The following is a 26,961-nucleotide window of genomic DNA, read 5'->3' as shown; positions in this document are numbered from 1 at the left end:
CGAAATCAATTACTTGATCTCGTCAGCCTTATGGTCGACCGTCTTTGCATTGACGGTGGTGTCTGCCGGAGGCGGCGTGTTGTCTTCGTCGGCCATGCCCTTCTTGAAGCTCTTGATGCCCTTCGCAACGTCGCCCATCAATTCCGGAATCTTGCCGCGACCGAAGAGGACGAGCACGATCACCAGAACGATCAGCCAGTGCCACACACTAAAAGAACCCATAACGCAAACTCCCTGAATTTTGCTTTGAATCGATGTAAGACGTTTGCCGGGCTTTTTCAAACAACAAAATGGCTATTCAACAAAGGAAGCGAAGGACAGGCGTCCTGTCGCAACTGTATTGCCACACAACTGCGTGATCATCCCGCCGTCATAATAAAATCAATCATCTGCATCGCCACCACTTGGCGCGAGAAGTCCCAGTTCTTCAAGATCGAGCTGGGTGATCGGGTCTTCATCCTCGGTCAGGTCATCGCTCATGGAAGGGATAGGGATACCGAAATTGGGCGGAATGCGCCCAGAGAGCAAACCGGCCCCCTTCAATTCATCGAGACCCGGCAGATCACGAAGCTCCTCAAGGCCGAAATGGTCGAGAAACTCCACCGTCGTTCCAAGCGTGACGGGCCGCCCCGGCGTCCGGCGGCGTCCGCGAAAGCGCACCCAGCCTGCTTCCATCAGCACATCCAGCGTGCCGCGCGAGGTCTGCACGCCGCGAATATCCTCGATTTCGGCACGCGTGACTGGCTGGTGGTAGGCGATGATAGCAAGCACTTCCAGAGCCGCGCGCGAAAGCTTTCTCGGCTCCTTCTCCTCAGTATGGATGACGAAAGAAAGATCGCCCGCTGTGCGGAACGCCCAGTTCCCGCCCACTTGCACGAGATTGACGCCACGCGTGTTGTAGGCAAGCTTCAGCTTCCACATCAGCGCCGCAACGTCGATGCCCTTCGGGATACGCTCGGCGATAAAGGCCTCGGAAACCGGCTGCGCAGAGGCAAAGACCAGAGCCTCAGCAATGCGTTCGGCCTCTTTCGCAAGGCGCTGCGCAACCGTGCCCTCACCCTCCTGCTCAGTCATTCCGGCGACTTCGCTTTCCATATCCGCATCACTCGGCATCATCGGTCCTTTCGGAAGCGCGGGGCACCCTGCCCGCACCCTTCCGCATGAAAATGGGTTGAAACGCGCCGTCCTGGCGGATTTCCAGCGAGCCTTCGCGCACCAACTCCAGCGAGGCGGCAAAGGCGCTGGCAATGGCCGTGGCGCGCATGGAAGGCTCCGGCACATATTGCAGCAGATAGCTGTCGAGTTCGGTCCACTCACCAATATCGCCCAGCATCGAACTCAGCAACTCGCGCGCCTCGACAAGCGACCAGACCTGCCGTTTCTCGATCGTGACCTGGGTAATCGCCTGTCTTTGGCGAAGGGTCGCGTAGGCGCTCAGGAGATCATAAAGGCTGGCATCGAAAGCGGAGCGGCTGCGGTGGGGAATATGCTCCGGCGCACCGCGGGCGAAGACATCGCGCCCAAGCTGGTTGCGGCCCATCAGCTTCTCGGCAGCATCGCGCATCGCTTCCAGCCGCTTTAGCCGGAAGGCCAGCGTTGCGGCCATTTCCTCGCCGCTCGGCCCCTCATCCTTGCTTTGCTGCGGAATGAGGAGCTTGGATTTGAGAAAGGCAAGCCAGGCCGCCATCACCAGATAATCGGCAGCGAGCTCTATGCGCACACGGCGCGCGCTTTCCACGAATTGCAAATATTGCTCGGCCAGCGCCAGCACTGAAATGCGGGAAAGATCGACCTTCTGGACGCGGGCCAGATGCAGCAAAAGATCGAGCGGGCCTTCGAAGCCCGCCACGTCGATCATCAATGCCGCCTCTCCGGTGGCCCGCTCCGGCGTCACATCCTGCCAGAGTTTGTCCATCGGCGCGCTGCCGCGCGATTTATCTGCTGCCATATCCTCGTCCGCCGGGGCTGCTCTAAAAAGCCCTGCCCGGCTGCGCGTCAGGCAACCGCCAGCATGGCGTTGAATTCTTCTCTCAGAGCCACCTCATCGGCACCATCGGCAGATGGAAAACCTGCCTCGACTGCCTTCGCACGCTCCAGAGACCTGCCGGAAAGAACAGGAACTTCCTTCACGACCTCCAGCATTTCACTCATCACGCCATTGCAATGCAAGACTATATCGCAACCACCAGCAACAATATTGGCCGCGCGTTCACCAAGCGTGCCCTTCAGCGCATTCATGGAGCTATCGTCCGACATCAAAAGCCCGTCGAAACCGATGCGCCCGCGAATGATCTCATCGATGACCTTCGTGGAAGTCGTCGCTGGCCGTTGGGGATCGACCGCGTTGAACACGAGATGCGCGCTCATCGCCATCAGCTCTTTGTTCAGGGCGCGGAAGGGCACGAAATCATGCGCATCGAGTTCATCCAGCGGCACATCCACCACCGGCAGTTCATGATGCGAATCCACCATGCCTCGGCCATGGCCCGGCATATGCTTCATCACCGGCAGCATGCCGCCAGCCTTCAGGCCATCCGCCGCCGCCTGCCCCATTTCGGAAACCAGCTCTGGATCGAAACCATAGGCCCGGTTGCCGATTACATTGCTCGCGCCTTCCACCGGCACATCGAGCACAGGCAGGCAATCGACATTGATACCGAATTTCATCAGGTCGAAGGCGTGAAGGCGCGACATCAACCACGCAGCCCGCAGCCCCTGCTCCCGGTCCCTCAGATAGATTTCCCCAAGCGCCTGCGCATTGGGGTAGGATTGAAGCAGCGGCGGGCGAATACGCTGAACGCGCCCACCCTCCTGATCGATCAGCACCGGCGCATCAGGCCGCCCCACCACGTCCCGCATGGCAGCGACCAGATCCGTAATCTGCTGCGCATCACCGATGTTGCGCCCGAACAGGATGAAGCCCCAGGGACGCTCGGCTTTGTACAGTGCAATCTCGTCCCCGGTCAGTGTCAGGCCGCTACAGCCAAGGATCATAGCTTTCGATTCGGTCATGTTGTGGGTCCTGTGGAAATACTTCGAGGGGAGTACCCCTCATAAAAAAAGCCGGGACGGCAAAACCATCCCGGCTTTTAAAATCACACATCGCAATCAGCGGGCGATGAGGCAGCTGCCGCCAGCGGAGCGGAAGCGTTCGCAGAGTGCTGCGGCTTCGTTCTTGTCGCCAGCCGGGATGCGAACGCGGTAGAATGTGCCCTTGCCAGCAATTTCCGCAGCCTTGATGTCCACGCCACGACCGCCGATGACGGAGGCGAACTTGTTGGACATGTTCTGGTAGGAACGCTGGGCATCCGCCTGGCTCGGCAGAGATGCGATCTGGATGTAGTAACCACCGGCGGAAGACGCGTTGGTCGTCGCTGTCGGAGCAGCAGCCGTTTCCTGTGCTGGCTGAGATGGCGGCGCCGGACGGACATTGCCCTGATTGGTAACGGTCGCAACCACATTGGCAGGCTGGGCCGATGGGCGGGCAGCCGGAAGCGGAGCAGCAGTCTGGTTCTGGGCCTGCGCAGGCGCTGCATGGGCGGCTGGCGGGGGCGTCTGCTGGGCAGGCGCGACCGGAACACGGGACGCGGAGATCACGGCAGGCGCGGCCTCAGCAGGACGACCCGCTGCGGGTGCTGCCAGTTCCTCGACCTTGTCCTGATGTGGAGCCTGTTGTGCGGCAGGAGCCGGAACTTCCTGCGCAACCAGCGTACCATCCGGCTTCACGATCATGGTGCGCACCTTGCGGGGCGAAACATTCGAACCGGAATTGTTGCTGTTGTTTTCCGCCGTCTGCGTCTCGCCATTGCGCGAAAGCAGGCGTGGGTCTTCCGTCTCGCCAACAGGGGTGGACGCAGCACCCTGCATCTGATCGCCCTCGTCTTCCATCGGCAACTGCTCTGGAATGAGCGTGCGCTGGACGACATCGACAGGCTCTTCATTGGTGGAAATCAGCGAAGGCTGCTTCGGATCGGAAGGAGCGCCGCCTGCAACACGGTCGTAGACCGCCTTGTCCTGGTTCGGAACCACGCGTCCACCCGGATTTTCCGGAACGACCTTCGTAGGCTCGTTATCGGCGGAGATGATGACCGGCGCACCGTTGGAACCGGCGCCCGAAGAGCCACCGAACATCAGCGCGTAAGTACCGCCACCGATGAGAACGAGACCGACGGCAGCAGCCATCGGCACGAACCAGCGGCGCGCACCGTTGCCGCGCTCTTCATCCGAATAACGAACCTGTTCGATATCGGTTGGCGCGATGCGGGTCTGCGTGCTGGTGCGGTTTTCAGCCGCTTCCTGCATGCTGCGACGGAAGTCCTGCTCGAGCGCGCGCTCGAATTCATCGACTTCATCCTGCGTCGGCTGCGGCTGGCGGGCAGCGGCTGCACGGGCTTCCGCATTCTTATTGCGATCCAGACCGCCGGACATGGCAGGCGAAAACAGGGTCGCAAGTTCGGTGTCGATATCGAGATCTTCCTCGTGGCGACGCGGCACTGGCTTCGGCTCGAATACGCCGACCGGCAGTTCAGGCACATCCATCTCGGTGATGGCTTCAGGCGCATCTTCGGTCTCACCGATCTGCGACGGATCGAAGGGCAGGCTTTCCAGCGAGGCGACCGGCGCGGCAGGAACAGGAGCCGCTGGACGGCGCTCTTCCTGACGGGGACGCTCGGCAACGGGCTGGGGAACCGGCTGCACTGGCGGCTGAGGACGCGGCGCAATTGGTGCCGCAGCAACGGGCATCGGGTTCGCAACAGTCGGCGTTACGACCGGGCGTGGCTGAACCGGTGCCTGAGCAACGATGGGGGCTTGCGCAACCGGGGCAGGCTTAGCGGCAACCGGGGCCGGCGCAACATCGATATTGGCGATTTCGGAAAGATCGATATCGAAGTCGATATCGTCCAGCGCCAGCTCGAAATCCTCATCCTTGAAGGCGTCGAAATCATCGACGGCAGGCTCGACCTTGGCGGCGGGCGCTTCGAACGCAGGCTCTGCACGAACCGGTGCTGGCATCGGTGCCGGAGCCGCCTTGGCCACGGGCTCGACAACCGGCAGAACCGGAGCGGCAGTCGCCACAGGTTCCATATGCGCGACAGGTGCCGCAGCGCTCACATTCTTGTTGCTGATCTCGTAACGTGCCACGTCATAGATAAGCTCATCCATGACGGACATTTTCTGACCGGCAGGCAGCACAGGCTCGACATGATCGACCGACGCTTCAACCGGCTGAACAGGCGCGGCCACGACTGGTGCGGCAACCGCTTCCGCCTGAACCGGCTTTGGCGCCACAGGCGTTGCACGCGTGGTGCCGAAATTGGCGAGAGGCAGTCGAAGGCTGGAGAATTCCAGCGAAGACCGGCGGATGGATGGCGGCTGCGGCTGGGCGGCCACCGGCGCTTCTTCCGCAACGGACAGTTCCAGTTCGCTGGCAAGATCGATAGCCGCCTCACCGGAGGTCTCCGCCATGCGCTCCCAATCGGGCTGCTGCACATGGGCAACCGGGGCTGGCTCGACGTAATCCTGATATTGAAGGTCGTGATACTGAGGTTCTTGATACTGGGGAGCAGCAGGCTCCTCGTAAGCATGGTGAACAGCCTGCGGCGCAATCGGTTCTGCGGCAACAGGTGCTGGCTCGACCGGCTCCGGCGCAACGTGATGCGCTGGCTCATGAACGTCCGGCACGGCATTGCGATGGTTCACATCGAAAACGGCGGCAACGGAATCCGGGTCATCGCTGAAATCATCGCGCAGATCGGAATATTCGACTGGGGCAGCATGCTCCGGGATCAGGTACTCTTCCCGCTCTACAGGGGCATTATGCTGTTGGGCAACTGGCTCAAGCTCCGGCTCGCGGCGCGAAAAGACCGATTCGACACGCTGCATGAACTCGTTTGCGGGCACCGGCGAGCGCACGTCATTGGCCGCATCCAGCTGGATCGGCTCATGACGAGGCGAATCGTAGATCGCGAATTCGCGAAGAAGCTCATCTTCCAGATTGAATTCGGGTTCCCGGCGCATTCCCGGCGAAGCAGCTTGCTGCGCAGCGGGAGGTGCGACGTGGGAAGGACGATCCTCTTCGGCAACGAGACGTGCCAATTGCGCCAAAGGATCGTTGTCGGCGAATTCTTCTCCCCGGTTATCCCGGTTATACGCGACATTTTTTTCGACCATTACGTGTTCCACCATCTACGCATCACAGCTCTTGCCAGCGTATTGTGAGCAAATAATGGTGAGTATGTCATCGCATCTCGTCAGGCGCATCCGCTCCCAAAAGCGTCAGTCCCGACTTGAGTACATTTGCGACAGCACTCACCAGCCCTAGTCTGGCAACGCTCAATTCTCGGTTTTTATCGTTAACAAAACGTAATTCCGGCTGATCTTTACCTTTGTTCCAGTGTCCGTGGAAGGAACTGGCCAAATCATAAAGATAAAATGCCAAGCGATGCGGCTCGTGATTCTGTGCCGCAGACTCGATCAGACGCGGATATTCCGCCAGTTTAGCAATCAACTGCAACTCATTGACATCACTGATCAAAGCAGACTTCGAAGCGAGGTCGAAAACGGGAGTTTCCAAGCCCGGAAACGCCTCTTTTGCCTGCCGGAATACTGATTTGCAGCGTGCATGCGCATATTGCACATAAAATACCGGATTGTCTTTCGATTGCTCCGTTACTTTTGCAAAATCGAAGTCCAGCGGCTCGGAATTCTTCCGATACAGCATCATGAATCGCACCGGATCGCGCCCGACTTCGTCCACGACGTCCCGCAATGTGACAAAGTCACCGGAGCGCTTGGACATCTTGACCGGCTCACCATCCCGGAACAGCTTGACCAGCTGGCACAGCAAAACCGTGAGTTTAGACTTACCCTCGGAAACGGCGCGTGCAACCGCCTCAAGCCGCTTCACATAGCCGCCGTGGTCGGCACCCAGAACGTAGATCATCTCGCCAAAGCCGCGATCATACTTGTCCTTGAAGTAGGCAACGTCCGCAGCAAAGTAAGTATAGGTGCCGTCCGATTTCATCAGCGGACGGTCCATGTCGTCGCCTACCTCGGTGGAGCGGAATAGCGTCTGCTCGCGGTCTTCCCAATCCTCGGAAACCTCACCCTTCGGCGGCGGCAGCGTGCCCTTATAGACGTGGCCCTTGAAGGTCAGGTCGTTGATAGCCGATAGGATTGGACCCGCATTGCCCGCATGCAGCGTGCGCTCGGAATAGAACACGTCGTGCTTGACGTTCAGCGCTTCGAGATCCTGACGGATCATCGCCATCATCGCGTCGATGGCCTTATCCTTGATGATCGGCAGCCACTGCTCTTCCGGCATGGCGCGCAGCTTGATGCCGAACTCATCTGCCAGCGCCTGGCCGACAGGTACCAGATAATCGCCCGGATAGAGACCCGGCGGAATGGTGCCGACGTCTTCGCCCAAGGCTTCGCGGTAGCGCAGGAAGACGGACTTCGCCAGGACATCGATCTGCGAACCGGCGTCATTGATGTAATATTCCTTGGTCACGTCATAGCCGGCAAAGCCCAGAAGGTTTGCCAGCGTATCGCCAACGACCGCGCCGCGGCAGTGACCGACATGCATGGGGCCCGTCGGGTTTGCCGAGACATATTCGACGTTGATCTTCTTGCCATCGCCCATTTTGGAGCGGCCGAAATCCGTGCCCTCGCTGATCATGCCAGCCAGCAGGCGCTGCCAGTAACCGACGGAGACGCGGATATTGATGAAGCCGGGACCGGCAACATTGACGCTATCCACATCCGCATCCTGCTCAAGCGCTGGAACGATGAGTTCCGCCAGCGCGCGTGGATTGGTGCCAAGTGGCTTTGCCAGCACCATTGCAGCATTGGTGGCAACGTCGCCATGGCTCGGGTCGCGGGGAGATTCCACGGTAATTCGGCCAAAATCGACGGCATCGCGATTGGCTTTCACGAGATCGATGGTCTCGAGAGCGTTTTTGATTCGTGCGTCGAAATCGGCAAAAAGGTTCATCATCATCTACCTGCGCGAAGGGCTTTGGTTCATATCCGGGCTTTGTCCGTGCATGTCCTTGTTCCGAAACCGGCGACCACTTTCGGGAGACATGCTTTGGGCTCCGCGGTTGCCCGCTGCCTATCTCAAATCCGGTGTATGGTCAAACAGCCGCTGGTGCGCCTTCAGTGCATAACTATCTGTCATTCCCGCAAGATAATCGCCCACATGGCGCGCTCTTGCCGCTTCGCTCATGCCCGGAATGCTGTCCACCCAGTAGTGGCTCTGCATCTCCGCTGGCGTTTCCATGTAACGGTGGAAAAGGTCGGTCACGATCTGCGTGGCACCTGCGCGAATGCGCATGATTTCCGGGTGGCGATAAATGTGGCCGAACAGCAGCTTCTTGATCTGCTTGTCGGTTTCAGCCATCTCCGGCGAGAAAGTAGCGACCGTCCGGTCTGCGGCACGAACATCCGCTGCGCTCTTAGGTTTGAGCAGATCGAGATTGTGCTGCGCAACGCCGATAACGTCTTCCACCATGCGTGTAATCTGGCGGCGCATGATCTCATGGGCGAAACGGTCGTCATCGAGATTGGGATATTTTGCCCGCACTTCCGCCATCAGCCCAGAAAGAAAAGGCACCTCCTCCAGCATCTCGAAGGTCAGATAGCCCGCGCGCAGACCGTCATCGATGTCATGCGTATTATAGGCAATGTCGTCCGCAATCGCCGCCACCTGCGCCTCGAGGCTTGCGAAGGTGTCGATTTCAAGGTCCTGAAGCTGACAATAATCCGTGATCGGCAGCGGCACCGGGCCGTGCGTGCCCTGCCCGGCCTTGTCCAGCAGCGGCCCGTTATGCTTCACCAGCCCTTCCAGCGTTTCCCATGTCAGGTTGATACCGTCATATTCCGCGTAACGACGCTCCAGCTTGGTGACGATGCGCAGAGACTGGGCATTGTGATCGAACCCGCCATAGGGCTTCAGAACAGCGTCCAGCGCGTCCTCTCCCGTATGGCCGAATGGAGTGTGGCCGAAATCGTGAACCAGCGCCACGCCTTCCGCCAGATCCTCATCCAGCTTCAGGGCACGCGCCAGCGCCCGCGCAATCTGCGCCACTTCGACTGTATGGGTCAGCCGGGTGCGGTAATGGTCGCCATCCGGGCTGATGAAGACCTGCGTCTTGTGCTTCAGACGGCGAAAGGCGGTGGTGTGGACGATGCGGTCGCGATCACGCTGAAAATCGGATCGCGTAAGGCTGGACGCTTCAGGAAACAGACGCCCGCGCGTCGTCCATGGATCGGCGGCGTACACCGCTCTTTCTCCGCTGCCAAAACCCAATGCACGCTGATCGATAATCATTACTTGTCCTGCCATATGGCCATTGACCTTTTCACTTACCCTTCATACCTATCGCGAAGGTTGCCGCAAAGCTGTTTGGCTCGAGGTAATGCTATAGACGCCTAATTTGACTGGTTTATAATCGGTCTTGCACAGAGCTTTGCTCTCCGGTTCTTGACCCCGGTTGGAGAAACGACATGACCACAGACATCACACTCTCAGAATCCGCCGCAAAACGAATCGCCCAGATCGTGGCATCCGACGCAGGCAAACAGGCTTTGCGCGTGTCCGTCGAAGGCGGCGGCTGTTCCGGCTTTTCCTACAAGTTCGATCTGGACGGCGCCGCAACCGATGACGACACCGTCATCTCGCGCGGCGAAGCGAAGGTGCTGATTGACAGCATGTCGCTGGTCTATATGGCAGGTTCCGAAATCGACTTCGTCGATAACCTGCTCGGCCAGTCCTTCCAGATTAAGAACCCCAACGCCGTGGCAAGCTGCGGCTGCGGAACGAGTTTCTCGATCTAATCCCCACCGCCCATCATTCCTGTGCTTGTCACAGGAATGAGAGAGACGTCTGGCAAGCCCGAAATCTGTAGCTTTCCTCCTCGCATCGGGTAAAAGGTACCTCGATAGAAGGAACCTGCGATGAAGATTGCCACCTGGAACATCAACGGCGTCAAGGCGCGCATCGAGAATCTCTGCGAGTGGCTGAAGGATTCCGATCCCGATATTGCCTGCCTTCAGGAAATCAAATCCGTTGACGAGAATTTCCCGCGGCTGGAAATCGAGGCGCTCGGCTATCATGTGGAAACACACGGCCAGAAGGGCTTCAACGGCGTGGCCCTGCTCTCAAAAATCCGTCCCGACGAGGTCAATCGCGGCCTGCCGGGGGATGAGAGCGATGAGCAGGCCCGCTTCATAGAAGGCGTCTTTTCCGTCGCAGGAGGCGTCATCCGCGTCTGCTCGCTGTATCTGCCAAACGGCAACCCGCCGGACGATCCGGTGAAATATCCCTACAAGCTGGCATGGATGGAGCGGCTCAGCCGTTTCGCGCAGGATCGCCTGTTGCTGGAGGAACCTCTCATTCTTGCCGGTGACTACAACGTCATTCCCGAGCCCTTCGATTGCTACGATCCGCGCGTCTGGGCCGGAGATGCCCTCTTCCTGCCCCAGACCCGCGCCGCCTTCCGCAGGCTGGAAAATCTCGGCCTTACCGATGCCGCCCGCGCGACGACGGATGCTGCCGGTCTCTACACATTCTGGGATTATCAGGCCGGTGCCTGGCAGAAAAACAACGGCATCCGCATCGACCACCTGATGCTGTCCTCGCAGGCCGCAGACAAGCTGCACTCGGTTTCCATAGAGAAACACGTCCGCGCCTGGGAAAAGCCTTCCGACCATGTGCCGGTCTGCGGCTATTTCGATTTTCAGGCAGTTGCCTGAGATAGAACGGATGATAAGGCGGGTCGTGCGACCCGCCTTACCCAACGCTCACGGTGAAGTTCGTCAGAACTCCTCCCACTCCTTCTTCAGCGCGACAGCCGCATTGCCATGATAGCCGCCACCGGCAGCCACTGGCCGTGGATGAGCGGCGGGCGCCGGTCGGTTCGGACCTCTCGCTTTCACGGCAACCACATCTGCCGCCCCAGTCTTGAACCGGGCAACCAGATTGCCGAGGTTGACGGCCTCATCTGCCAGCTTGCTGGTTGCCGCGGTGGATTGTTCCACCATCGCCGCATTTTGCTGGGTGGTCTGGTCCATCTGGTTCACAGCGCCGTTGACCTCACTCAGGCCGGTCGACTGTTCGCGCGAGGCGGTCGCAATCGAATGGACGTGATCGTTGATCTTTCCGACATGGCCTCTGATCGTCTCCAGCGCATCACCCGTTTCCGTAACCAGAGACACGCCGGAACTGACCTCCGTGCGTGAACGGACGATCAAAGTCTTGATGTCCTTCGCTGCGGTGGCGGAGCGTTGCGCCAGCTCCCGCACTTCCTGTGCTACCACCGCGAAGCCCTTGCCGGCCTCGCCCGCACGCGCGGCCTCCACACCAGCATTCAGCGCCAGAAGATTGGTCTGAAATGCAATTTCATCGATGACGTTGATGATGTTGCCGATTTCGTCCGATGCCTGTTCGATGCGCCCCATGGCCGCAATCGCATTCTTCACCACTTGGCTGGATTGCTCCGTGCTGGTTCTGGCCTGCCCCACCATGGCCGAAGCCTCGGCGGAACGATCGGTGGAGCTTTTGACGGCGGAGGTGATTTCTTCGAGTGCCGCCGCAGTCTCTTCCAGTGAAGCAGCCTGCTGTTCCGTGCGCTTGGAAAGATCGTCAGAGGCGATGCGCAATTCTCCCGCTCCGCTCTTGATCATGTCCACCGCGGCACGAACTTCCTTCATCACAGCGCGCAGGCTTTCCATCGTCGCATTCATGTTCTTCTGCAAATCAAGGAACACGCCACGGAATTCGCCATGCATGGACTCGGTCAGATCACCCTCGGCCAGTGCGGCAACCACCCTGTTCGTTTCGGCAATACCGCGATCCACCGAAATGACGAGTTCGTTGACGCCAGCGCAAAGCGGTTGAGATCGGGATTGTCATACTGCTTGCTGATACGCGCGGAGAAATCGCCCGCCGCTGCCGAAGAAACGACATGGGCTATGTTGCTCTGCAAATCCGCATTCTGCTCCTGAAGAGCCGCTTCCTGCGCGTTGAGATCGCGCACCTTGAGCGCGTTCTGCTTGAATACCAGCACGGCCTGCGCCATCTCGCCAATCTCGTCCTTCTGGTCCGCATGCGGCACAGCCGTTGAAAGATCGCCACCGGCGAGCGTCTTCATACAGTCGGTAATGCGGGAAATTGGTGTGGCAATTGCCCTGCGGCCAAAAAAGGCGGACACAATCATCAGAATAACCAGCAGCGTCGAAAGGACTACCGTTATCGTGGAGGCCAACGTTTGAAGCTCACGACGTTCTTTATCCGCAGTATCCGATCTTTCCTTGGTGACGGTTATAATCTCATCGACAAGCGTTGCCAGTTCGCCGCTAATCGCCTTTAAGGCAGGCAAGCCCGCCGATACATCCCCGTTCGATGAACGACCGGCGGCAAGCTTATCGACGCCTGCCAGATACTGCGAGATGAGTTCGGACAGCTTTTGCGCCCGCTCCCGATTTGCAGCGCTCAGCATCTGCGACCTGCCGAGTTCGAGATATTTTACAGCCGATTCATGCCGCTTGTTCACATAATCCTTGGCCTCCGCTATCTCTGAAGGCGAAGTCGCCAGTCGCAATTCGCCGACACCGATTTCGATGCCCCTGAGGGATGCTTTCATGTCCACCATGTTGCGAGCAATTTCAGACTGGACCCGCCCGGCAGATACCGCGCCGTCAACAGCGTGAGAAAGAAACCAGCTCGTGACGGAGGTCGCGACAGCAAGCAGGATGCCCGCTCCAGACATCAAAGCGAGCTTGGTACTAATGCGTGAGATTCGAAGTGCCATTTGGCTAGGCCCTAGCTGACGAGAAAACGACATGCTTGGTGGCGCTACGTCGGCACAATTCATTCGGCCGAAGATGATTACCGGAGACACGAAAGCGATTTAGAATGAAAGCTTATACTTAAAATGTTATTACTAAATAATATGATTATAAAATATTACTTTCCAGCAGTCCTCTTCCAAAAGAACTGCCGGTATAAATTACTCGGACCACAGTGTCCGGCTGTCATTACATCTTGAAAATCAGTCGCCGCCGTCACTTGCAGAAATATTCTGCGCCAGCGAAATCGCAACGCGGCGATCGTCTTCAGCGGCAACGGAGAAGGCCTGTTCCTGAAGATTCTGGATCCAGATGCAGTTGGCGGGAGCGCATTTATCGAGTGCTGCCGTCATGAACGCCAGACCGCGTACCGTCTGGCCTTCCTGAAACAGCAGGTTGCCGAAAATCGACATTGCACCGGCATGACCATGCTTGCGCGCCTGATTCAGCCACTTCTTGGCCTGCTGTGCATCCGCACGCCCACCCTCACCTGCGAGAATCATCTGCGCAAGCTGGAACTGCGCCTCAGCCACACCGAAGGTGGAGGCCACCTGGAAATAGAGCTGGCGCGCCTGGCTGAGATCCATCTTCACCGGGCTGCCGGGAATGCCATGGCGGTAATAATCAGCCAGCGAGAGCAGTGCGTTGACGAAAAAGCCGGTATCTTCGGAGCCGGGCTCCACGCCCTGACTGGCGATTTCGCTGTAAATCTTGAAAGCTTCGAAGTCGTTCTTGGCGACGCCATCGCCATAGGCATACATATTGGCAAGCGCCCAGCGAGAGCCGGTATGGCCCTTTTCGGCGGCGTAACGATAGGCCTCTACGGCGTCTTCCTTCTTGCCATCCTTGTAGGACTTGAAGCCGAACTTGAACAGGTCGAAGGGGCCGGATTCCTTGGTGACACCGGACTTGATATCGAACGCCAATGCCGGCACTGAAAGCGATGCCAACATGAGCCCCAGACACAGCGGTTTCAAAACGTTGATGTCACATTTCAGCATTTCAACGAACTTCTCTCACTCTTCCCGGCGTATCGCGCAGACACACGCATAAGCTTCACACCGGGCTGCGATTTTCGAACACACTGCGTCTTTCCAGCAGCACCTTTCATTGTGCTACCAGCGATCATTTGCGGCGATAGATCCGTAATTTCATGATGACAGATATAAGTACCGTTTCCGGCAACATCACGGCGTTTTACTGCCGTCAGGACTCCACTAAACAATGACTTGCAGCTTAACCCTGCATTTACTTGCTTAGACGCTGAATCCGCACCTGTTTTCACTTCTACCACTTCCGCAGAACCACTTTCGAAGTCTGCATATTCTTCCATTCCCGCGCCCTGAAAAGCATTCAAGCACATGCTTTGTGGCGGGAAATGGACAAATGCACCCACATTCTTACGCTACGTGAAGGTTGCAGAAAATTGTTGCCAAATCGTCACAATATTGCCGATCGGCAACAAAAAACCCGGCTGTGAGAAGCCGGGTTTTTGGAAGTCATCTGATAGTGATCAGAACTTGACTTTGAGCGAGGTGGAGACGGCTGCTACGAGGTCGTTGCCGAAGCTATAGGACGTTCTTTCACCATATGTCTGTCCGTCAATAACAACTTCACCAGAGTTACCGCTGGTAAGAATACCAAGCGCACCGGCAAGGCGGAGCTCAACGTTCTGTGTCGGAGAATATGAAACGCCGGTACCGATTGTCCAAGTATCAGTCTGCGTGCCAAAACCTTGCGAAGTACCACGATCCCAAGTCAGAGTAACTGCACCACTCCATTGATCATTGAATTTATGACCAACACCGCCCATGATCGTCCAGCCGTCGCGATAACCCAAATCAAGCGACGTCGCGACTGCTCCTGGCGTGGCACAAGCTAGACTGCCTCCAGTACGGCACAGGAAGTTTACCTTCGACAACTGGCTCCAATCCGTCCATTTAACGGATCCCAAAGCCAACCAACCCGGAGCAATACCTGTCTGTAATTTTAGCTCAAGCGAGTCCGGCATGTTCTGCGAGCCGTAAACTTCGGTAACCCCCCCAAAAGCGGCGGGAAGCTGGCTTAGATTGAGTGTACCCGTAATATCGTTCAGCTTAACTTCGCTGTTGTAAACCAAGCTGGCGCGAAATGCATATTCTGGGATTTCGTAGGCAACACCGGTACGCCAGCCCCAACCATCAGCCTCCAGATCGAGTCTTCCTTTACCGGTAATTGTTCCTAACCCAGGAAGAGTCGCACCAACCAACCTTTCCTTGAAGCCGGACAGTTCCTGATAGAAGCCACCCCCGATCAATCGCAGTTGACCTTTGCCGACATCGAACTTGTAAGAGCATGTCAGCGCATAGTTGTCGCTGTTAACCTTTGTCTCGATATTTTCATTTCGGCCAGCCCAATTGTCGCCTGGCTTCGTATGGGCGCCCCATGGCTGGGAGTAGTCAGCCATACAGTCTACAGCATCGCCAAAAGCAGCCTTGACACCGATTCTAGGAGACCAAAAGTTTTCACTGTCGTTCCCGGCAGAACCACTGAAGGTGCCATCAAAAGCGTCGGTGTCTCGAACATTCTTCAGCTTGCGCTGAGGCGCAACAAAAGTCGCAGTGGAGTCAGCTGCAAATCTTGAACTATCGAAAAGCAGATCAATATTATAGCCACCGCGCTCGAGGCCACCGGCGAAAGCGGGTGTGATCGATGCGATACCGACAGCAAGGCACACAGCGCCATTTACGATTGAAATAAGCTTTGCCATCTCTCTCCCCAAATCAAGGCAATATGATTTTTCGAACCTGAAACGCTTTGCTGGAAATGACAATGTGCGACATTTCGCAGCCCTGGTCGGCATGGCCTTGAAATTTTTACGTAAAAAACTCATCAAAACCGTCCAATCACGGAAACTTAGGTAAAATTTCTAATCAGTTTGGATTATAGGTTATCCTGAGGAATTATTTTGCGGCAATGACCCATCCTGTGACCGCCTCACAACATCCACAGTTTTCGCTCAGAAAAGTCGATTTTCTGACGTAATTCAGGGAACCGCGCCCGGATTTGGTGCAACCTGCCGTGTTTATGGGCAGGAAACGAATCTCCTGATCCCCGGTAGCCAAATAAAAAAGCGCCCTCCTCGCGGAAGGCGCTTTCTCAGAATGGTATCGGGTTGTGAATTAGCCCGCTTCGTTAACGCGCTGAAGCGCGATCTTGAGGCTCTTGATTTGCACCTCTAGTTCTGCCTTACGCTCGCGGTCGGCAGCAACCACTTCGGGGTCGGCATTGGCAACGAACTTCTCGTTCGAAAGCTTCTTGTCGATGCGCTCCAGTTCGGCTTCGGCCTTGGCGATTGCCTTTTCGAGACGGGCCTTCTCGACTGCAAGATCGATCAGGTTGCCGAGCGGAATGCAGACCGTTGCTTCGCCGATGACGATCTGGGCGGAACCTTTCGGGGCCGTATCGGCAGCGAGAATTTCATCCGCGCGCGCAAGGCGGCGGATTGCTGCGGAATGGCGGTCGAGGCGGGACTCGGTCGTCGGGTTGGCAGCAACGATGACGAGCGGTGCCGTGGCCCCCGGCGGAACGTTCATCTCCGAGCGTGTGGAGCGGATGCCGGAAACGAGATCGATCAGCCAGTTGATTTCCGCAGCGGCGGCCTCATCGCGGAACTCCGGCGTCGGCCAGTCAGCATGGCAGAGCAGGCGGTCACGGCTTTCGCCCTCACCAGCAGTGTGTGCCCACAGCTCTTCCGTCATGAATGGCATGAAGGGATGAAGAAGCTTGTAGATTTCTTCCAGAACGTAAGCCGCGCAGGCCTGCGCTTCCGTTTTCGCCGCTTCATCTTCGCCGCTGAAGACGGGCTTCAGAAGTTCCAGATACCAGTCGCAGAACTGGTTCCACACGAAGCGATAGAGCGTGGCAGAAGCGTCATTGAAGCGATAGGCCTCGATCTGGGCCGTTACGTCCCGTGCCGTGTTGGCAAGTTCGGTCAGGATCCAGCGGTTGATCGTCTGCGTCGCGGTTTCGGGCAAGAAGTGCGGATCACGCTTCACGCCGTTCATTTCGGCAAAGCGGGTGGCGTTCCACAGCTTGGTGCCGAAGTTGCGATAACCGGCGATGCGCGCCGGATCGAGCTTCACGTCACGCCCCTGCGCCGCCATGATGGCGAGCGTGAAACGCAGCGCATCCGCACCATATTCATCGATCAGTTCCAACGGGTCGATGACGTTGCCCTTGGACTTCGACATCTTCTGGCCGTTCTTGTCGCGAACCAGAGCGTGAATATAGACGGTGTGGAACGGCTCGACGGCATGGCCCGCATCGTCCTTCATGAAATGCAGACCCATCTGCATCATGCGAACGACCCAGAACGGAATGATATCGAAGCCGGTAACCAGAACGTTGGTCGGATAATAGCGCGCAAGTTCCGGCGTCTTCTCAGGCCAGCCAAGCGTGGAGAATGGCCACAGAGCGGACGAGAACCAGGTATCGAGAACGTCTTCATCGCGAACGAGAATTTCGCCCGGCTGGAAGTTTTCAAGCTTTTCCTCGACCCAGGCCTTCCACGGACCTTCGTGAGCCAGATAGTGCTGGATAGCCGCCTGAAGCGCATCTTCCTCGGTCTTCTCAACGAAAACCTGTCCATCCGGGCCGTACCATGCCGGGATCTGGTGGCCCCACCACAGCTGGCGCGAAATGCACCATGGCTGGATGTTTTCCATCCACTGGAAGTAAGTGTTTTCCCAGTTCTTCGGCACGAATTTCGTGCGGCCTTCGCGCACGGAGGCAATCGCTGGCTGGGCCAACGTCTTGTTGTCCACCCACCACTGCTCTGTCATGCGCGGCTCGATTGGAACGCCGCCACGGTCGCCATGCGGCACCATGTGCTTGTGCGGCTCGATCTTGTCGAGCAGACCGGCTTCCTCGAAAATTTCCACGATGATCTTGCGGGCGGTGAAACGGTCCTGCCCTTCCAGACGATCCCACGCGCCATGAAGCGCTGCCGGATGATCGAGGCCTTCGAGGAAATCCTCGTTCTCCTTGATCGTGATCGTCGCATCGATATTCATGACGTTGATGGCGCGCAGGCCGCAACGCTTGCCAACTTCGAAGTCGTTGAAATCATGCGCAGGCGTAATCTTTACCGCGCCCGTACCCGTGCTCGGATCGGCATAAGTATCCGCAACGATCGGGATTTTGCGGCCAACGATCGGCAGAATGACGTGCTTGCCGATGATGCCCTGATAACGCTGGTCATCCGGGTGAACGGCGATACCGGTATCACCCAGCATCGTTTCCGGGCGCGTGGTGGCAACGACGATGTAGTCGCGCGTCTCATACTCGGTCGGCTCACCCCGGTCATCCCACGCACATGGGTACTGGTAGGTAACGCCCTTTTCCAGCGGGTAGCGGAAGTGCCAAAGATTGCCCTTCAGCTCCACCTGCTCGACTTCCATATCGGAAATCGCGGTCAGCAGCTTCGGGTCCCAGTTGACGAGACGCTTGTCCTTATAGATCAGGCCCTGCTTGTAGAGCGTGACGAAAACTTCCAGAACGGCTTCGGAAAGACCCTCGTCCATGGTGAAGCGCTCGCGCGACCAGTCGCAGGATGCACCGAGCCGCTTCAGCTGGTTGAAGATCAACCCGCCGGATTCGGCCTTCCATTCCCAAACCTTGTCGATAAAGGCTTCGCGGCCCATCTCGCGACGGCCCGGAAGCTGCTGTTCCATCAGCTTGCGCTCGACAACCATCTGCGTCGCAATACCGGCATGGTCCATGCCCGGCTGCCACAGCACGTCCTTGCCGCGCATGCGCTCGAAGCGGACCATGATGTCCTGCAGCGTGTTGTTCAGCGCGTGGCCCATATGCAGAGAGCCGGTCACGTTCGGCGGCGGGATCACGATTGTAAAGGTTTCCGCGTCCGGTTTCGCGTTTGCGCCAGCGCGAAACGCATCGGCTTCATCCCAAGCCTTGGCGATTTTTGGTTCAACGGATGCGGAATCGTAGGTCTTGTCGAGCATTTCCTGACCTGAAATCTGGAGTTCTATTTTGAATTTTTAAATAAGGATGAGCGGTTGAGAGTCAACAGAAACCGGTCGATAGCAAGCACTTATACTTTACCGCATTCTCACTGGAATTCGAATATCTGCCGGAAAACCCCCGGCGCGATAAGCGATAGCGGGTTGATCGTCAGCCTTGGCGTGGCCGTCGGGCCGGTCAGTTTGAAAGTGATGCCGAGCAGACCGCGATCCCGCCCGTTGCCCAGGAATATGCCGATGAAGGGCAGTTCCCCGAACAAACGATTCAGCCCATAGGCGGGCATGAAGGTGCCCGTCATGTCGATATTGTTGTTCTGGTCTTTCACCACGCCCTGGAAGGTCGCGCCGATCTGCTCGCCGCGCACCACGCCGTTTTCCAGTGCGATCACGCCATTCACATAGACGACACGGGCGAAGCCGCGCTGAAACTTTTCAGAGCTGACATCGATATTGCGGCGAACGGCAGCATTCAGGCTGCGCCCATCCTGCCCGGACGGGGTGGCGACGATATCCTGCAACTTCGCTTCATTGAGAACGGAGAAATTGCGCAGATCGAGCGAGCCGCTCCAGTTGGTGCCGTCAGAGGTCGTCAGCGCAAGGTTTAGAAGACCGCCGCGAATGCGTGTATAGAGATTGGTGAAGCGGGCGAACGACCCCGCGTCGCTGCTTGTCAGATTGACCGTGCCGCCATCGCCCCGGTTGGTGGTCTGCGCCACCACTGCCTGGCCGCGGCTGGAGACGGCCTTGAAATCGATGGTGCGTACCTTGCCGCCGCGCAGGTTTATCGTGGCATTGACGTTGGACATGGTTTCATCGTTGAAGCCATACACCCTGTCGAGATCGGCCTTGATGGTGAAAGACCCCATGTCGCCGCTGTCCCCAGCCCCGCTGGCGCTGGAGGCACCGCCGCCCTGCCCGCTCTCGGAGTTGCGCAGCCGCGCGATAATGGGCCGAAGATCCGCAGATTTACCGCTGACGCTCACGGTATAGCTTTTCTTCGCGGCGGAAAGCGAAACCGCGTAATCATCCTGCGGCGAAAGCTGGAAGCGCGAGAAATTGGCAGAAACCAGCCCACTTTTGTCGAAGGCCAGATCGCCAGCGGCGCCGAAGCCATCGCCTTTAAGCGCGAAATTGCGAATGTTGGAGCGGCTGTCCACAGTCTCCATCTGGAATGTTGCGCCTGCCGGAATGCCCACGCCCTTGCTCCAGCCAATGCCTGGCAGCACGATGGATGCATTGGAAAGATCGAGCTTAACATCCTGCTTCTGGGGATCGGTGCTGTCGATCTGCAACAGGGTCGTTCCACCCAGAACCGTCGAAAGCTCGGGCGCCAGCTTGGCAATCTGGCCAGGCTCCAGAACCGCCTTCAGCGTCAGCTTGCGCGCGGTCTGGCTGGTCTTGCCGACGGGCTGCGTCAGGTCGATATTCATCGCCACATCGTCAATGCGACCCTTGCCCACCAGCTTCAGCGTATCATTGTTCAGCTTCAGGCTGCCATCGACCGAGGTCACCTTGCGGTTGGCAATGGGGTGAGCAAGCGACACATCATTAAGGTCCAGATCCGCAGACCAGACGGGTGGCGGGGGCGACTGGCTGTTCAGCAGACCGACCGTTGCCTTGGCATGCGCTTTCACAGTGCCGGAAAAGTCGCCGGGCTTGAATTCCGTGTCCTTCAGCGCGTTGATCGGCTGGAACGACGCCAGCTCCGCCACCGTGTCCGCAGAACCCGAAACATTCAGATCGAGATCGGCCATCAGCGGCTTGGAATAAACGTTCTTGATGGAGAAACTGCTGTTTTCCAGCGCAAGATTGCGGTTGGAAGGGAAGAAGGATGTCGCCTTGGCAACCTTCACGTCGATCTTTTCGCCCACCAGTTCGAAATGCGCATTGGTATCGCGAAGCGGCGGAATGTCGCCTGCGATGTTCAGCCGCGTATTCTCCACATCGAACTTGATCTGCAATTCATTGCCGTAAAGCTCCAGCGGGCAATCCGGGCCGCACATGCGCCCTGCGGGAATGAAGACGGCAATCGATCCGTTGCGAACGGTTCCGCCGAACAGGTTGGAGATGACCCATGGCCTTGCCTTGCGCGCCATCCAGAACGGCCATAGCTGTTTGACGGCGGTCGTTTCCATCTTGGGAATCTGTCCGCCGAAGCTGATTTCCGGCGAAGCATCGCCGAACTTCACCTTCAGCGATCCCGCCATGTCGCCAAGCGGGCCGGAAACATAGAGCGCCGGAACATCGATCTGATGCGTCGCCTTGTCGTATGTCCCATCGGCTTTGATGTTGAACGTCACCGGTTCTTCGCCACCGGCATCGGCCACCGCAGTCGCCTGCTCCACCCGCAATGCCAGATCGAAGCCCGCGTCGTTATCGCGAATTTGCCCGTGAAGCGGCAGCACCGTTCGTCCGAATGTCAGGCGTGAATTTTCAACGGCAACGACGCGATTGTCGAAATCGTAACGCGCATTGATAATGCCGCCGGACACCGGCTGCACTTCGCCGCCCATGTAAAGTTCGCCATTGCCGACGCCCAGTGAAACCGCCAGCGATGGCTTCTGCTCACTGCCGCCGCGGCTCGCCACGATGTTGACGCCGGTCTTGACGTTCAGGCCCTGATGCATGAGGCCTGCGCTATCGTGCTGCTCCAGAAGCGGGCCGATATCGAAGCCGTCGAGGCGCGCGGTGAAGTTATCGATGCTGCCATTAGTGGCCGTGGCGCCCAGCGCCAGTTCGGCAACCTGCCCGTTGAAGCCGACATTGCCATCCAGCGTGTAACCGCCCTCGCCGTCCGGCACGAGCGAAAGGTCGCTCAGCGTCAGCGTCCGGGGCTTCCCATCGGGGCGCGGCGGCAGCCGGATTGCTATATCGGAAAGGTCGATTTCCTCGGTTCCGCTGCGCTGAAATGTCTGCGACAGCATGTCCAGTTCGGCAAAGGCATTTTCCAGCATCGCAGGAACGCTGGCGACATTGATCTGGGAAAAGTCGAAACCCTGCCCCTTTGGCAGCAGCGCGGTATCGAGCTCCATGCCATTGGCCTCAAGCGCCTGCACAGAGACATGCCCTGCCAGCAGCGATAGCGGGTCCAGCGCCATGCCGATGGAGCGCGCGCGGCTCAAATGCTGGCCGGAATCCTTGTCTATGATGTCCACATCCTGCGCCACCAGCGCCAGACGAAAGCCGGAAGCGAAGCGCACGGCGGTCGAGCCGATCCGGGCTTCGTAGCGCGGCCCAAGCGCCCGTTCCAGCGCCTGCTGCGCCTGCCCCGAAAGCGCGTTATCTACAGAGCCGGTCTCGATGGAAAGAATGATGCCGCCGACAGAGAGGAAGGCAAGAAAGACGAGTGCTGCAAAGAATTTAGTAAAGGCGCGCACCATGGAACGCGGTGCGGGGCAGTGCACTATAATCGGGTCTTCAGCCTGCGCAGACGGCATCGTGTGCAGCGGCACGATGTCTCGCTTACTGAAATTGACCTTTTCACCGCGAATTTCCGCCATTCGTCCGCGCCAGCTCCCCAGACTTGCCGTGTCCTGAACCCGAGTCAGGCCATAATCGGCGTAGCGGTTTCACCCTGCCACCCCGCTAGAATCGCCACAAGACTGGACGAAGTTATCATTCGGTATATATCGAATATGTGTCCCCATGCTCAACAATCCCGGCAAAAGAAAGGTGAAACATGGCAGAACTGACGATTGGCGAAAACGCCCCGGATTTCCGTCTTCCCAGAAACGGTGGCGGCGATGTCGCTCTCTCCGATCTGAAAGGCAAAAAAGTCGTTCTCTATTTCTACCCGAAGGATGACACTTCAGGCTGCACGGCAGAGGCAATCGACTTCAGCGCGCTCGGCGCGCAGTTCGAAGAAGCAAACACCGTCGTCATCGGCATCTCGCCCGATTCGGTAAAGAGCCACGACAAGTTTGCCGCCAAGCATTCCCTCACCGTCATGCTGGCCGCCGATGAGGAGAAGTCGGCTGCAGAGGCCTATGGCGTCTGGAAGGAAAAGAGCATGTACGGCAAAAAGTATATGGGCGTGGAACGCACGACCTTTCTCGTCTCTCCAGAGGGCAAAGTCGCCAAAATCTGGAACAAGGTGAAAGTGGCCGGTCACGCACAGGAAGTTCTCGAAGAAGCAAAGTCTCTCTGACGACAGCATCGCTTCGCGGCGGCGCACCGGAGAAACGTGCGCCCCGCTCGCTGCCTGAAGCAGACATTTTTATACCGCGATAACTTCAGCCAGCCAGACGCGAAGCTCAGCGTAAAAACTTCGTTAACCATAACGCTTTACCTTCTTTAGCGAGTTACGAAACGCTGGAGCTGGAATTGACGGAAGCGAGGAAAAACCTGGCATTTGGCAAAAAACGCCAGCAGCACGTTCTTATTCTCGCCAGTGGCGAGAAAATCCGTCACATAACGATCCGCCCCTGGATCGTCATTTCCACCCTCTTTCTGGTCATCGCGGGCACGCTCGGCTTCATCGGCTCCACTGCCTATCTCGTCTTCCGGGACGATATGCTTGGCGCGATGATTGCCCGGCAAACGCGCATGCAGAAGGACTATGAGGATCGTATCGCAGCACTGCGCTCGCAGGTCGATCAGGTCACATCCCGCCAGCTTCTGGATCAACAAGCCGTTGAGAAGAAAGTGGAAAAGCTGCTGGCGCAGCAGAATGCCCTCTCCTCCCGTCATGGCCGCGCCAGCGATCTGCTGAACGAGGCCGAAGCGCCTGCCGCAACCGATGCGCCCATCCCCACGCCGCGTGCCAACGCCTTTGCGCCGGAAAAGCGGGCGAGCCTTTCTGACGGAATTTCCGCGATTGACCGCGTGCTCCAGCGCCCGGCCAAGGATGCGACGCTCAAAGGCAGCCTTGCCTATGGCGCGGATAGGGAGCCCGTTTCCGGGCGCGCCCTCACCCGCATGCTCGCATCCCTCAACCGCATCGAATCAGAGCAGATCGGGCGAATCGCTTCGCTCACTACCGGCGCCAACAGCAAGGCGGACGCGATGGCGGATATCATTCGCAGCACGGGTCTGAAGATTGACGACAAGGCGGATGATGCGGTTGGCGGCCCTTATGTCGAAGCCGCAAGCAACCCTTTTCAGGCACAGCTGGCAAATCTCGACAGCGCGCTGGACCGCCTCGAAACCGTGCGTGGTGCCGTAGAGCGGCTGCCGCTCGGCAACCCTGCACCGGGCCGGGACATTACCAGCCGCTTCGGCAATCGCATGGACCCCTTTCTCGGACGCCTCGCCCTCCATACCGGCATAGATTTCCGCGCGGAAACCGGCGCGAATGTTCGCTCCACCGGCGCTGGCACCGTATCTTTCGCAGGCTATTCAGGCGGTTACGGCAACATGGTCGAGATCGATCACGGCAAAGGCGTCACCACGCGCTATGGCCACCTGTCGCAAATCTCGGTCCGCACCGGTGAGAAGATCGAACTCGGAGAAACCGTCGGCAAGGCGGGCAGTACGGGCCGCTCCACCGGGCCACACGTACATTACGAAGTGCGCCTGAATGACGAGCCCGTCGATCCAATGCGCTTTCTCGTCGCAGGCACGGAATTGAAGACTTATCTTCAATAAGACTGTCGCTTGCGCGCATTCATTTGCCGCGCAGAAGATCACCTAAGGTGAAGATAAAGCGTGCCATTTCGGGACAAATCCCTGTTTCCTTGACTTTTCGGCGATTTAGGCCTATGTCGCGGCCACGATCTGCGGTAACACCGCCTACGTCTATCGCGTGTTCTTTCGAACCAGAACGGAAACAGTTTTTCCTTTGACAACATTCTCTGATCTTGGCCTGAGCCAAAAAGTTCTATCCGCTATTGCTGATGCCGGCTACACCACGCCGACGCCTATTCAGGCGGGTGCCATTCCGCCAGCGCTGGAACGACGCGATATTTGTGGCATTGCACAGACGGGCACGGGCAAAACCGCCTCCTTCGTGCTGCCGATGCTGACGCTGCTGGAAAAGGGCCGCGCCCGCGCAAGAATGCCGCGCACGCTGATCCTTGAGCCTACGCGCGAACTCGCCGCACAGGTCGCGGAAAACTTCGAGAAATACGGCAAGAATCACAAGCTCAACGTTGCGCTTCTGATTGGTGGCGTCTCCTTCGAGGAGCAGGATCGCAAGCTTGAGCGTGGCGCAGATGTTCTGATCTGCACCCCCGGCCGCCTGCTCGACCATTGCGAGCGCGGCAAGCTCCTGATGACCGGCGTCGAGATTTTCGTCATCGATGAAGCCGACCGTATGCTGGATATGGGCTTTATCCCGGATATCGAACGCATCGCCAAGATGATCCCTTTCACGCGCCAGACCCTGTTCTTCTCGGCCACCATGCCGCCGGAAATCCAGAAGCTGGCAGACCGCTTCCTGCAGAACCCGACCCGCGTCGAAACGGCCAAGCCGTCTTCCACTGCAAAGACGGTAACGCAGCGCATCGTGGCAACGCATGACAAGGACTATGAGAAGCGCGCCGTATTGCGCGATCTCATCAAGGCTCAGACCGACCTGAAGAACGCGATCATCTTCTGCAATCGCAAGAAGGACGTCGCGGATCTCTATCGCTCGCTGGAGCGTCATGGCTTCTCAGTCGGCGCACTGCATGGCGATATGGACCAGACCTCGCGGACGAAAACCCTTGCCGGATTCAAGGAGAACCAGATTACCCTTCTGGTCGCTTCAGACGTCGCCGCACGCGGTCTCGATATTCCCGATGTCAGCCACGTCTTCAATTTCGATGTACCGATCCATGCGGAAGACTATGTTCACCGCATCGGCCGTACCGGTCGTGCAGGCCGCTCCGGCGCTGCCTTCACCCTCGTCAATCGCCGCGATACGAAGTATCTCGATGCCATCGAGAAGCTGATCAACGAAAAGATCGAATGGCTGAATGGCGATCTTTCCGAGCTTCCGGCACCGATGGAAAGCTTTGCCAGCGACCGTCCGCGTCGCGGCAAGGAAAAGGACAAGGAACGTGGCCGTGGCCGCGATAGAAACCGCCGTGATGCTCCTCAGCAGACCGAAGCGGAAACCCCAATTGTAAAACCTGCTGACAACGCACCGGTTGCAGCGAATGGAGGCGACAAGTTGAAGGCAGAGCGTAGGCACGAAAAGGCTCCTCGCAATTTCGAACGGAGCCATGGCGCTTCCCACGCCAACGACGACAACCGTGATCGTCGCCGCCACTATCGCGACCATGACGATGGCCCGACACCTGTCGGCTTCGGCGACGACATTCCGGCCTTCATGCTGATCGTCGCAAACGCCAAGGCCTGATGGCACAGCCAGGCATTGATTTTCCAGGGGTAGGCTGCGGTCTCGTCATCAGGCGGGACGGCAAGCTGCTGCTTTACAAGCGCGTAAAGTCGCCGGAAGCCGGCCACTGGAGCATCGTCGGCGGCAAGGTCGACCATATGGAACACGCGGTCGAGGCCGCGCGCCGCGAAGCGGAAGAAGAAACCGGCCTCACCATCGGTGACGTCCGTTTTCACTGCATCAGCGAACAGATCATACCCGAAGACGGCCAGCACTGGCTGTCACTGATCTATATTACAGACGACGCCGAGGGCACTCCGCAACTGACGGAGCCGGACAAGCTGTCCGATATGGGCTGGTTCGATCTGGAAAACCTTCCCTCCCCACTTTCCCTTTTCGCCAAGGATGCCTTTGCCCACTTGAAGGGGTAATCGGTGTCGACCGGCATCCGGCTAATCGGCTGCTAGCCAGAAACGCACCTTGAACGTTTCCTTGGAAACGCTCCGGCATCCGAAGCAATATTTCAATGACTTAGAGAAGTCGCGCCACTGTGAGGCGCGCATTGCGCCTTGCCTGAAGCTGCGCTCCAAAGCGCGTGCAGAGCTGAGCGCGCAGCAAAAAAACCGCTTCGGCAAGCCGAAGCGGTTCGAGTGCTGAAACAAGTTCAATATAGTAGACCCATATACGCTTCGGCAATGCAGACCATTCACAACCTGCATTCCCCTAAAACAGTAATATAAAGACATTACTGAAAATTAATGTCAACGCGCATTCACCAATGCTTTGCCGACACCTTGATGAGCAAAGCTCACATTTGGAAATACA

18 protein-coding genes and 1 pseudogene are annotated in these 26,961 nt (G+C 57.9%); 6 read left to right on the top strand and 13 right to left on the bottom strand.

Annotation, left to right across the window (positions count from 1 at the left end; translation table 11 throughout):
• Nucleotides 1–9 precede the first annotated feature (9 nt).
• The 7 genes from CFBP5473_RS06920 to CFBP5473_RS06890 all read right to left on the bottom strand — a co-directional run bounded on the left by CFBP5473_RS06920 (nucleotide 10) and on the right by CFBP5473_RS06890 (nucleotide 9,334).
• On the bottom strand, nucleotides 10–222 hold the full coding sequence (locus CFBP5473_RS06920) for a twin-arginine translocase TatA/TatE family subunit (RefSeq protein ID WP_027673397.1): 213 nt from the start codon (nucleotides 220–222) through the stop codon (nucleotides 10–12).
• Between the two features lie 159 nt (nucleotides 223–381).
• The gene (gene scpB, locus CFBP5473_RS06915) at nucleotides 382–1,074 is read right to left on the bottom strand and encodes an SMC-Scp complex subunit ScpB (protein ID WP_234881801.1); all 693 of its coding nucleotides are present in this window, start codon (nucleotides 1,072–1,074) and stop codon (nucleotides 382–384) included.
• A 28-nt stretch (nucleotides 1,075–1,102) separates the two neighbouring features.
• Nucleotides 1,103–1,948 carry a segregation and condensation protein A gene (locus tag CFBP5473_RS06910; protein ID WP_027673399.1) on the bottom strand — a complete coding sequence of 282 codons (846 nt, stop codon included), beginning with the start codon at nucleotides 1,946–1,948 and terminating at the stop codon, nucleotides 1,103–1,105.
• A gap of 47 nt (nucleotides 1,949–1,995) precedes the next feature.
• A complete protein-coding gene (gene nagZ / locus CFBP5473_RS06905) occupies nucleotides 1,996–3,012 on the bottom strand; it encodes a beta-N-acetylhexosaminidase (protein ID WP_027673400.1) in 1,017 nt (338 codons plus the stop codon).
• Nucleotides 3,013–3,108: 96 nt separating this feature from the next.
• A complete protein-coding gene (locus CFBP5473_RS06900; protein ID WP_027673401.1) occupies nucleotides 3,109–6,171 on the bottom strand; it encodes an SPOR domain-containing protein in 3,063 nt (1,020 codons plus the stop codon).
• Nucleotides 6,172–6,238: 67 nt separating this feature from the next.
• Nucleotides 6,239–7,996, bottom strand: a complete 1,758-nt coding sequence (argS, locus tag CFBP5473_RS06895) for an arginine--tRNA ligase (RefSeq protein ID WP_027673402.1) — start codon at nucleotides 7,994–7,996, stop codon at nucleotides 6,239–6,241.
• A gap of 120 nt (nucleotides 7,997–8,116) precedes the next feature.
• The gene (locus tag CFBP5473_RS06890; protein ID WP_027673403.1) at nucleotides 8,117–9,334 is read right to left on the bottom strand and encodes a deoxyguanosinetriphosphate triphosphohydrolase; all 1,218 of its coding nucleotides are present in this window, start codon (nucleotides 9,332–9,334) and stop codon (nucleotides 8,117–8,119) included.
• 176 nt (nucleotides 9,335–9,510) lie between these two features.
• Here CFBP5473_RS06890 and erpA point away from each other — a divergent pair, with 176 nt between their 5' ends.
• A complete protein-coding gene (erpA, locus tag CFBP5473_RS06885; protein ID WP_027673404.1) occupies nucleotides 9,511–9,840 on the top strand; it encodes an iron-sulfur cluster insertion protein ErpA in 330 nt (109 codons plus the stop codon).
• 120 nt (nucleotides 9,841–9,960) lie between these two features.
• Nucleotides 9,961–10,758, top strand: a complete 798-nt coding sequence (gene xth, locus CFBP5473_RS06880) for an exodeoxyribonuclease III (RefSeq protein WP_027673405.1) — start codon at nucleotides 9,961–9,963, stop codon at nucleotides 10,756–10,758.
• Between the two features lie 63 nt (nucleotides 10,759–10,821).
• On the opposite strand, the pseudogene CFBP5473_RS25570 reads toward xth, so the two are convergent.
• The 6 genes and pseudogenes from CFBP5473_RS25570 to CFBP5473_RS06845 form a co-directional block, all read right to left on the bottom strand.
• Nucleotides 10,822–12,815: pseudogene (locus CFBP5473_RS25570) on the bottom strand (methyl-accepting chemotaxis protein).
• A 240-nt stretch (nucleotides 12,816–13,055) separates the two neighbouring features.
• Entirely contained in the window at nucleotides 13,056–13,853 is a 798-nt protein-coding gene (exoR, locus tag CFBP5473_RS06865; RefSeq protein WP_027673406.1) for an exopolysaccharide production regulator ExoR, read from the bottom strand.
• Nucleotides 13,847–14,185 (bottom strand): hypothetical protein, encoded by a 339-nt coding sequence (locus CFBP5473_RS06860; RefSeq protein WP_234881788.1) that lies wholly within the window; start codon nucleotides 14,183–14,185, stop codon nucleotides 13,847–13,849. Before CFBP5473_RS06860 ends, exoR begins: the two co-directional genes overlap by 7 nt.
• 180 nt (nucleotides 14,186–14,365) lie before the next feature.
• Nucleotides 14,366–15,601 (bottom strand): OmpP1/FadL family transporter, encoded by a 1,236-nt coding sequence (locus CFBP5473_RS06855; protein ID WP_027673407.1) that lies wholly within the window; start codon nucleotides 15,599–15,601, stop codon nucleotides 14,366–14,368.
• Between the two features lie 412 nt (nucleotides 15,602–16,013).
• Entirely contained in the window at nucleotides 16,014–18,857 is a 2,844-nt protein-coding gene (locus CFBP5473_RS06850) for a valine--tRNA ligase (RefSeq protein WP_027673408.1), read from the bottom strand.
• Nucleotides 18,858–18,964: 107 nt separating this feature from the next.
• Nucleotides 18,965–22,375, bottom strand: coding sequence for a YhdP family protein (locus CFBP5473_RS06845; RefSeq protein ID WP_027673409.1), 3,411 nt, complete (start codon nucleotides 22,373–22,375; stop codon nucleotides 18,965–18,967).
• A 179-nt stretch (nucleotides 22,376–22,554) separates the two neighbouring features.
• Between CFBP5473_RS06845 and bcp the strand changes: the two genes are divergently transcribed.
• From bcp to CFBP5473_RS06825, 4 genes are all read left to right on the top strand, one after another.
• Nucleotides 22,555–23,022 (top strand): thioredoxin-dependent thiol peroxidase, encoded by a 468-nt coding sequence (bcp, locus tag CFBP5473_RS06840; protein WP_027673410.1) that lies wholly within the window; start codon nucleotides 22,555–22,557, stop codon nucleotides 23,020–23,022.
• A gap of 176 nt (nucleotides 23,023–23,198) precedes the next feature.
• Complete coding sequence (locus CFBP5473_RS06835) at nucleotides 23,199–24,461, top strand: peptidoglycan DD-metalloendopeptidase family protein (protein ID WP_027673411.1); 1,263 nt, start codon at nucleotides 23,199–23,201, stop codon at nucleotides 24,459–24,461.
• Nucleotides 24,462–24,654: 193 nt separating this feature from the next.
• The gene (locus CFBP5473_RS06830) at nucleotides 24,655–26,157 is read left to right on the top strand and encodes a DEAD/DEAH box helicase (protein ID WP_027673412.1); all 1,503 of its coding nucleotides are present in this window, start codon (nucleotides 24,655–24,657) and stop codon (nucleotides 26,155–26,157) included.
• Nucleotides 26,157–26,567 (top strand): NUDIX domain-containing protein, encoded by a 411-nt coding sequence (locus CFBP5473_RS06825; protein ID WP_027673413.1) that lies wholly within the window; start codon nucleotides 26,157–26,159, stop codon nucleotides 26,565–26,567. Before CFBP5473_RS06830 ends, CFBP5473_RS06825 begins: the two co-directional genes overlap by 1 nt.
• The last annotated feature ends 394 nt before the right edge of the window (nucleotides 26,568–26,961 follow it).

Origin of the sequence: Agrobacterium larrymoorei (genome assembly GCF_005145045.1) — a bacterium.
Classification (GTDB): domain Bacteria; phylum Pseudomonadota; class Alphaproteobacteria; order Rhizobiales; family Rhizobiaceae; genus Agrobacterium; species Agrobacterium larrymoorei.
Note: the sequence above shows the minus strand (reverse complement) of the source record. Positions and strands in the feature narration are given on the sequence as shown.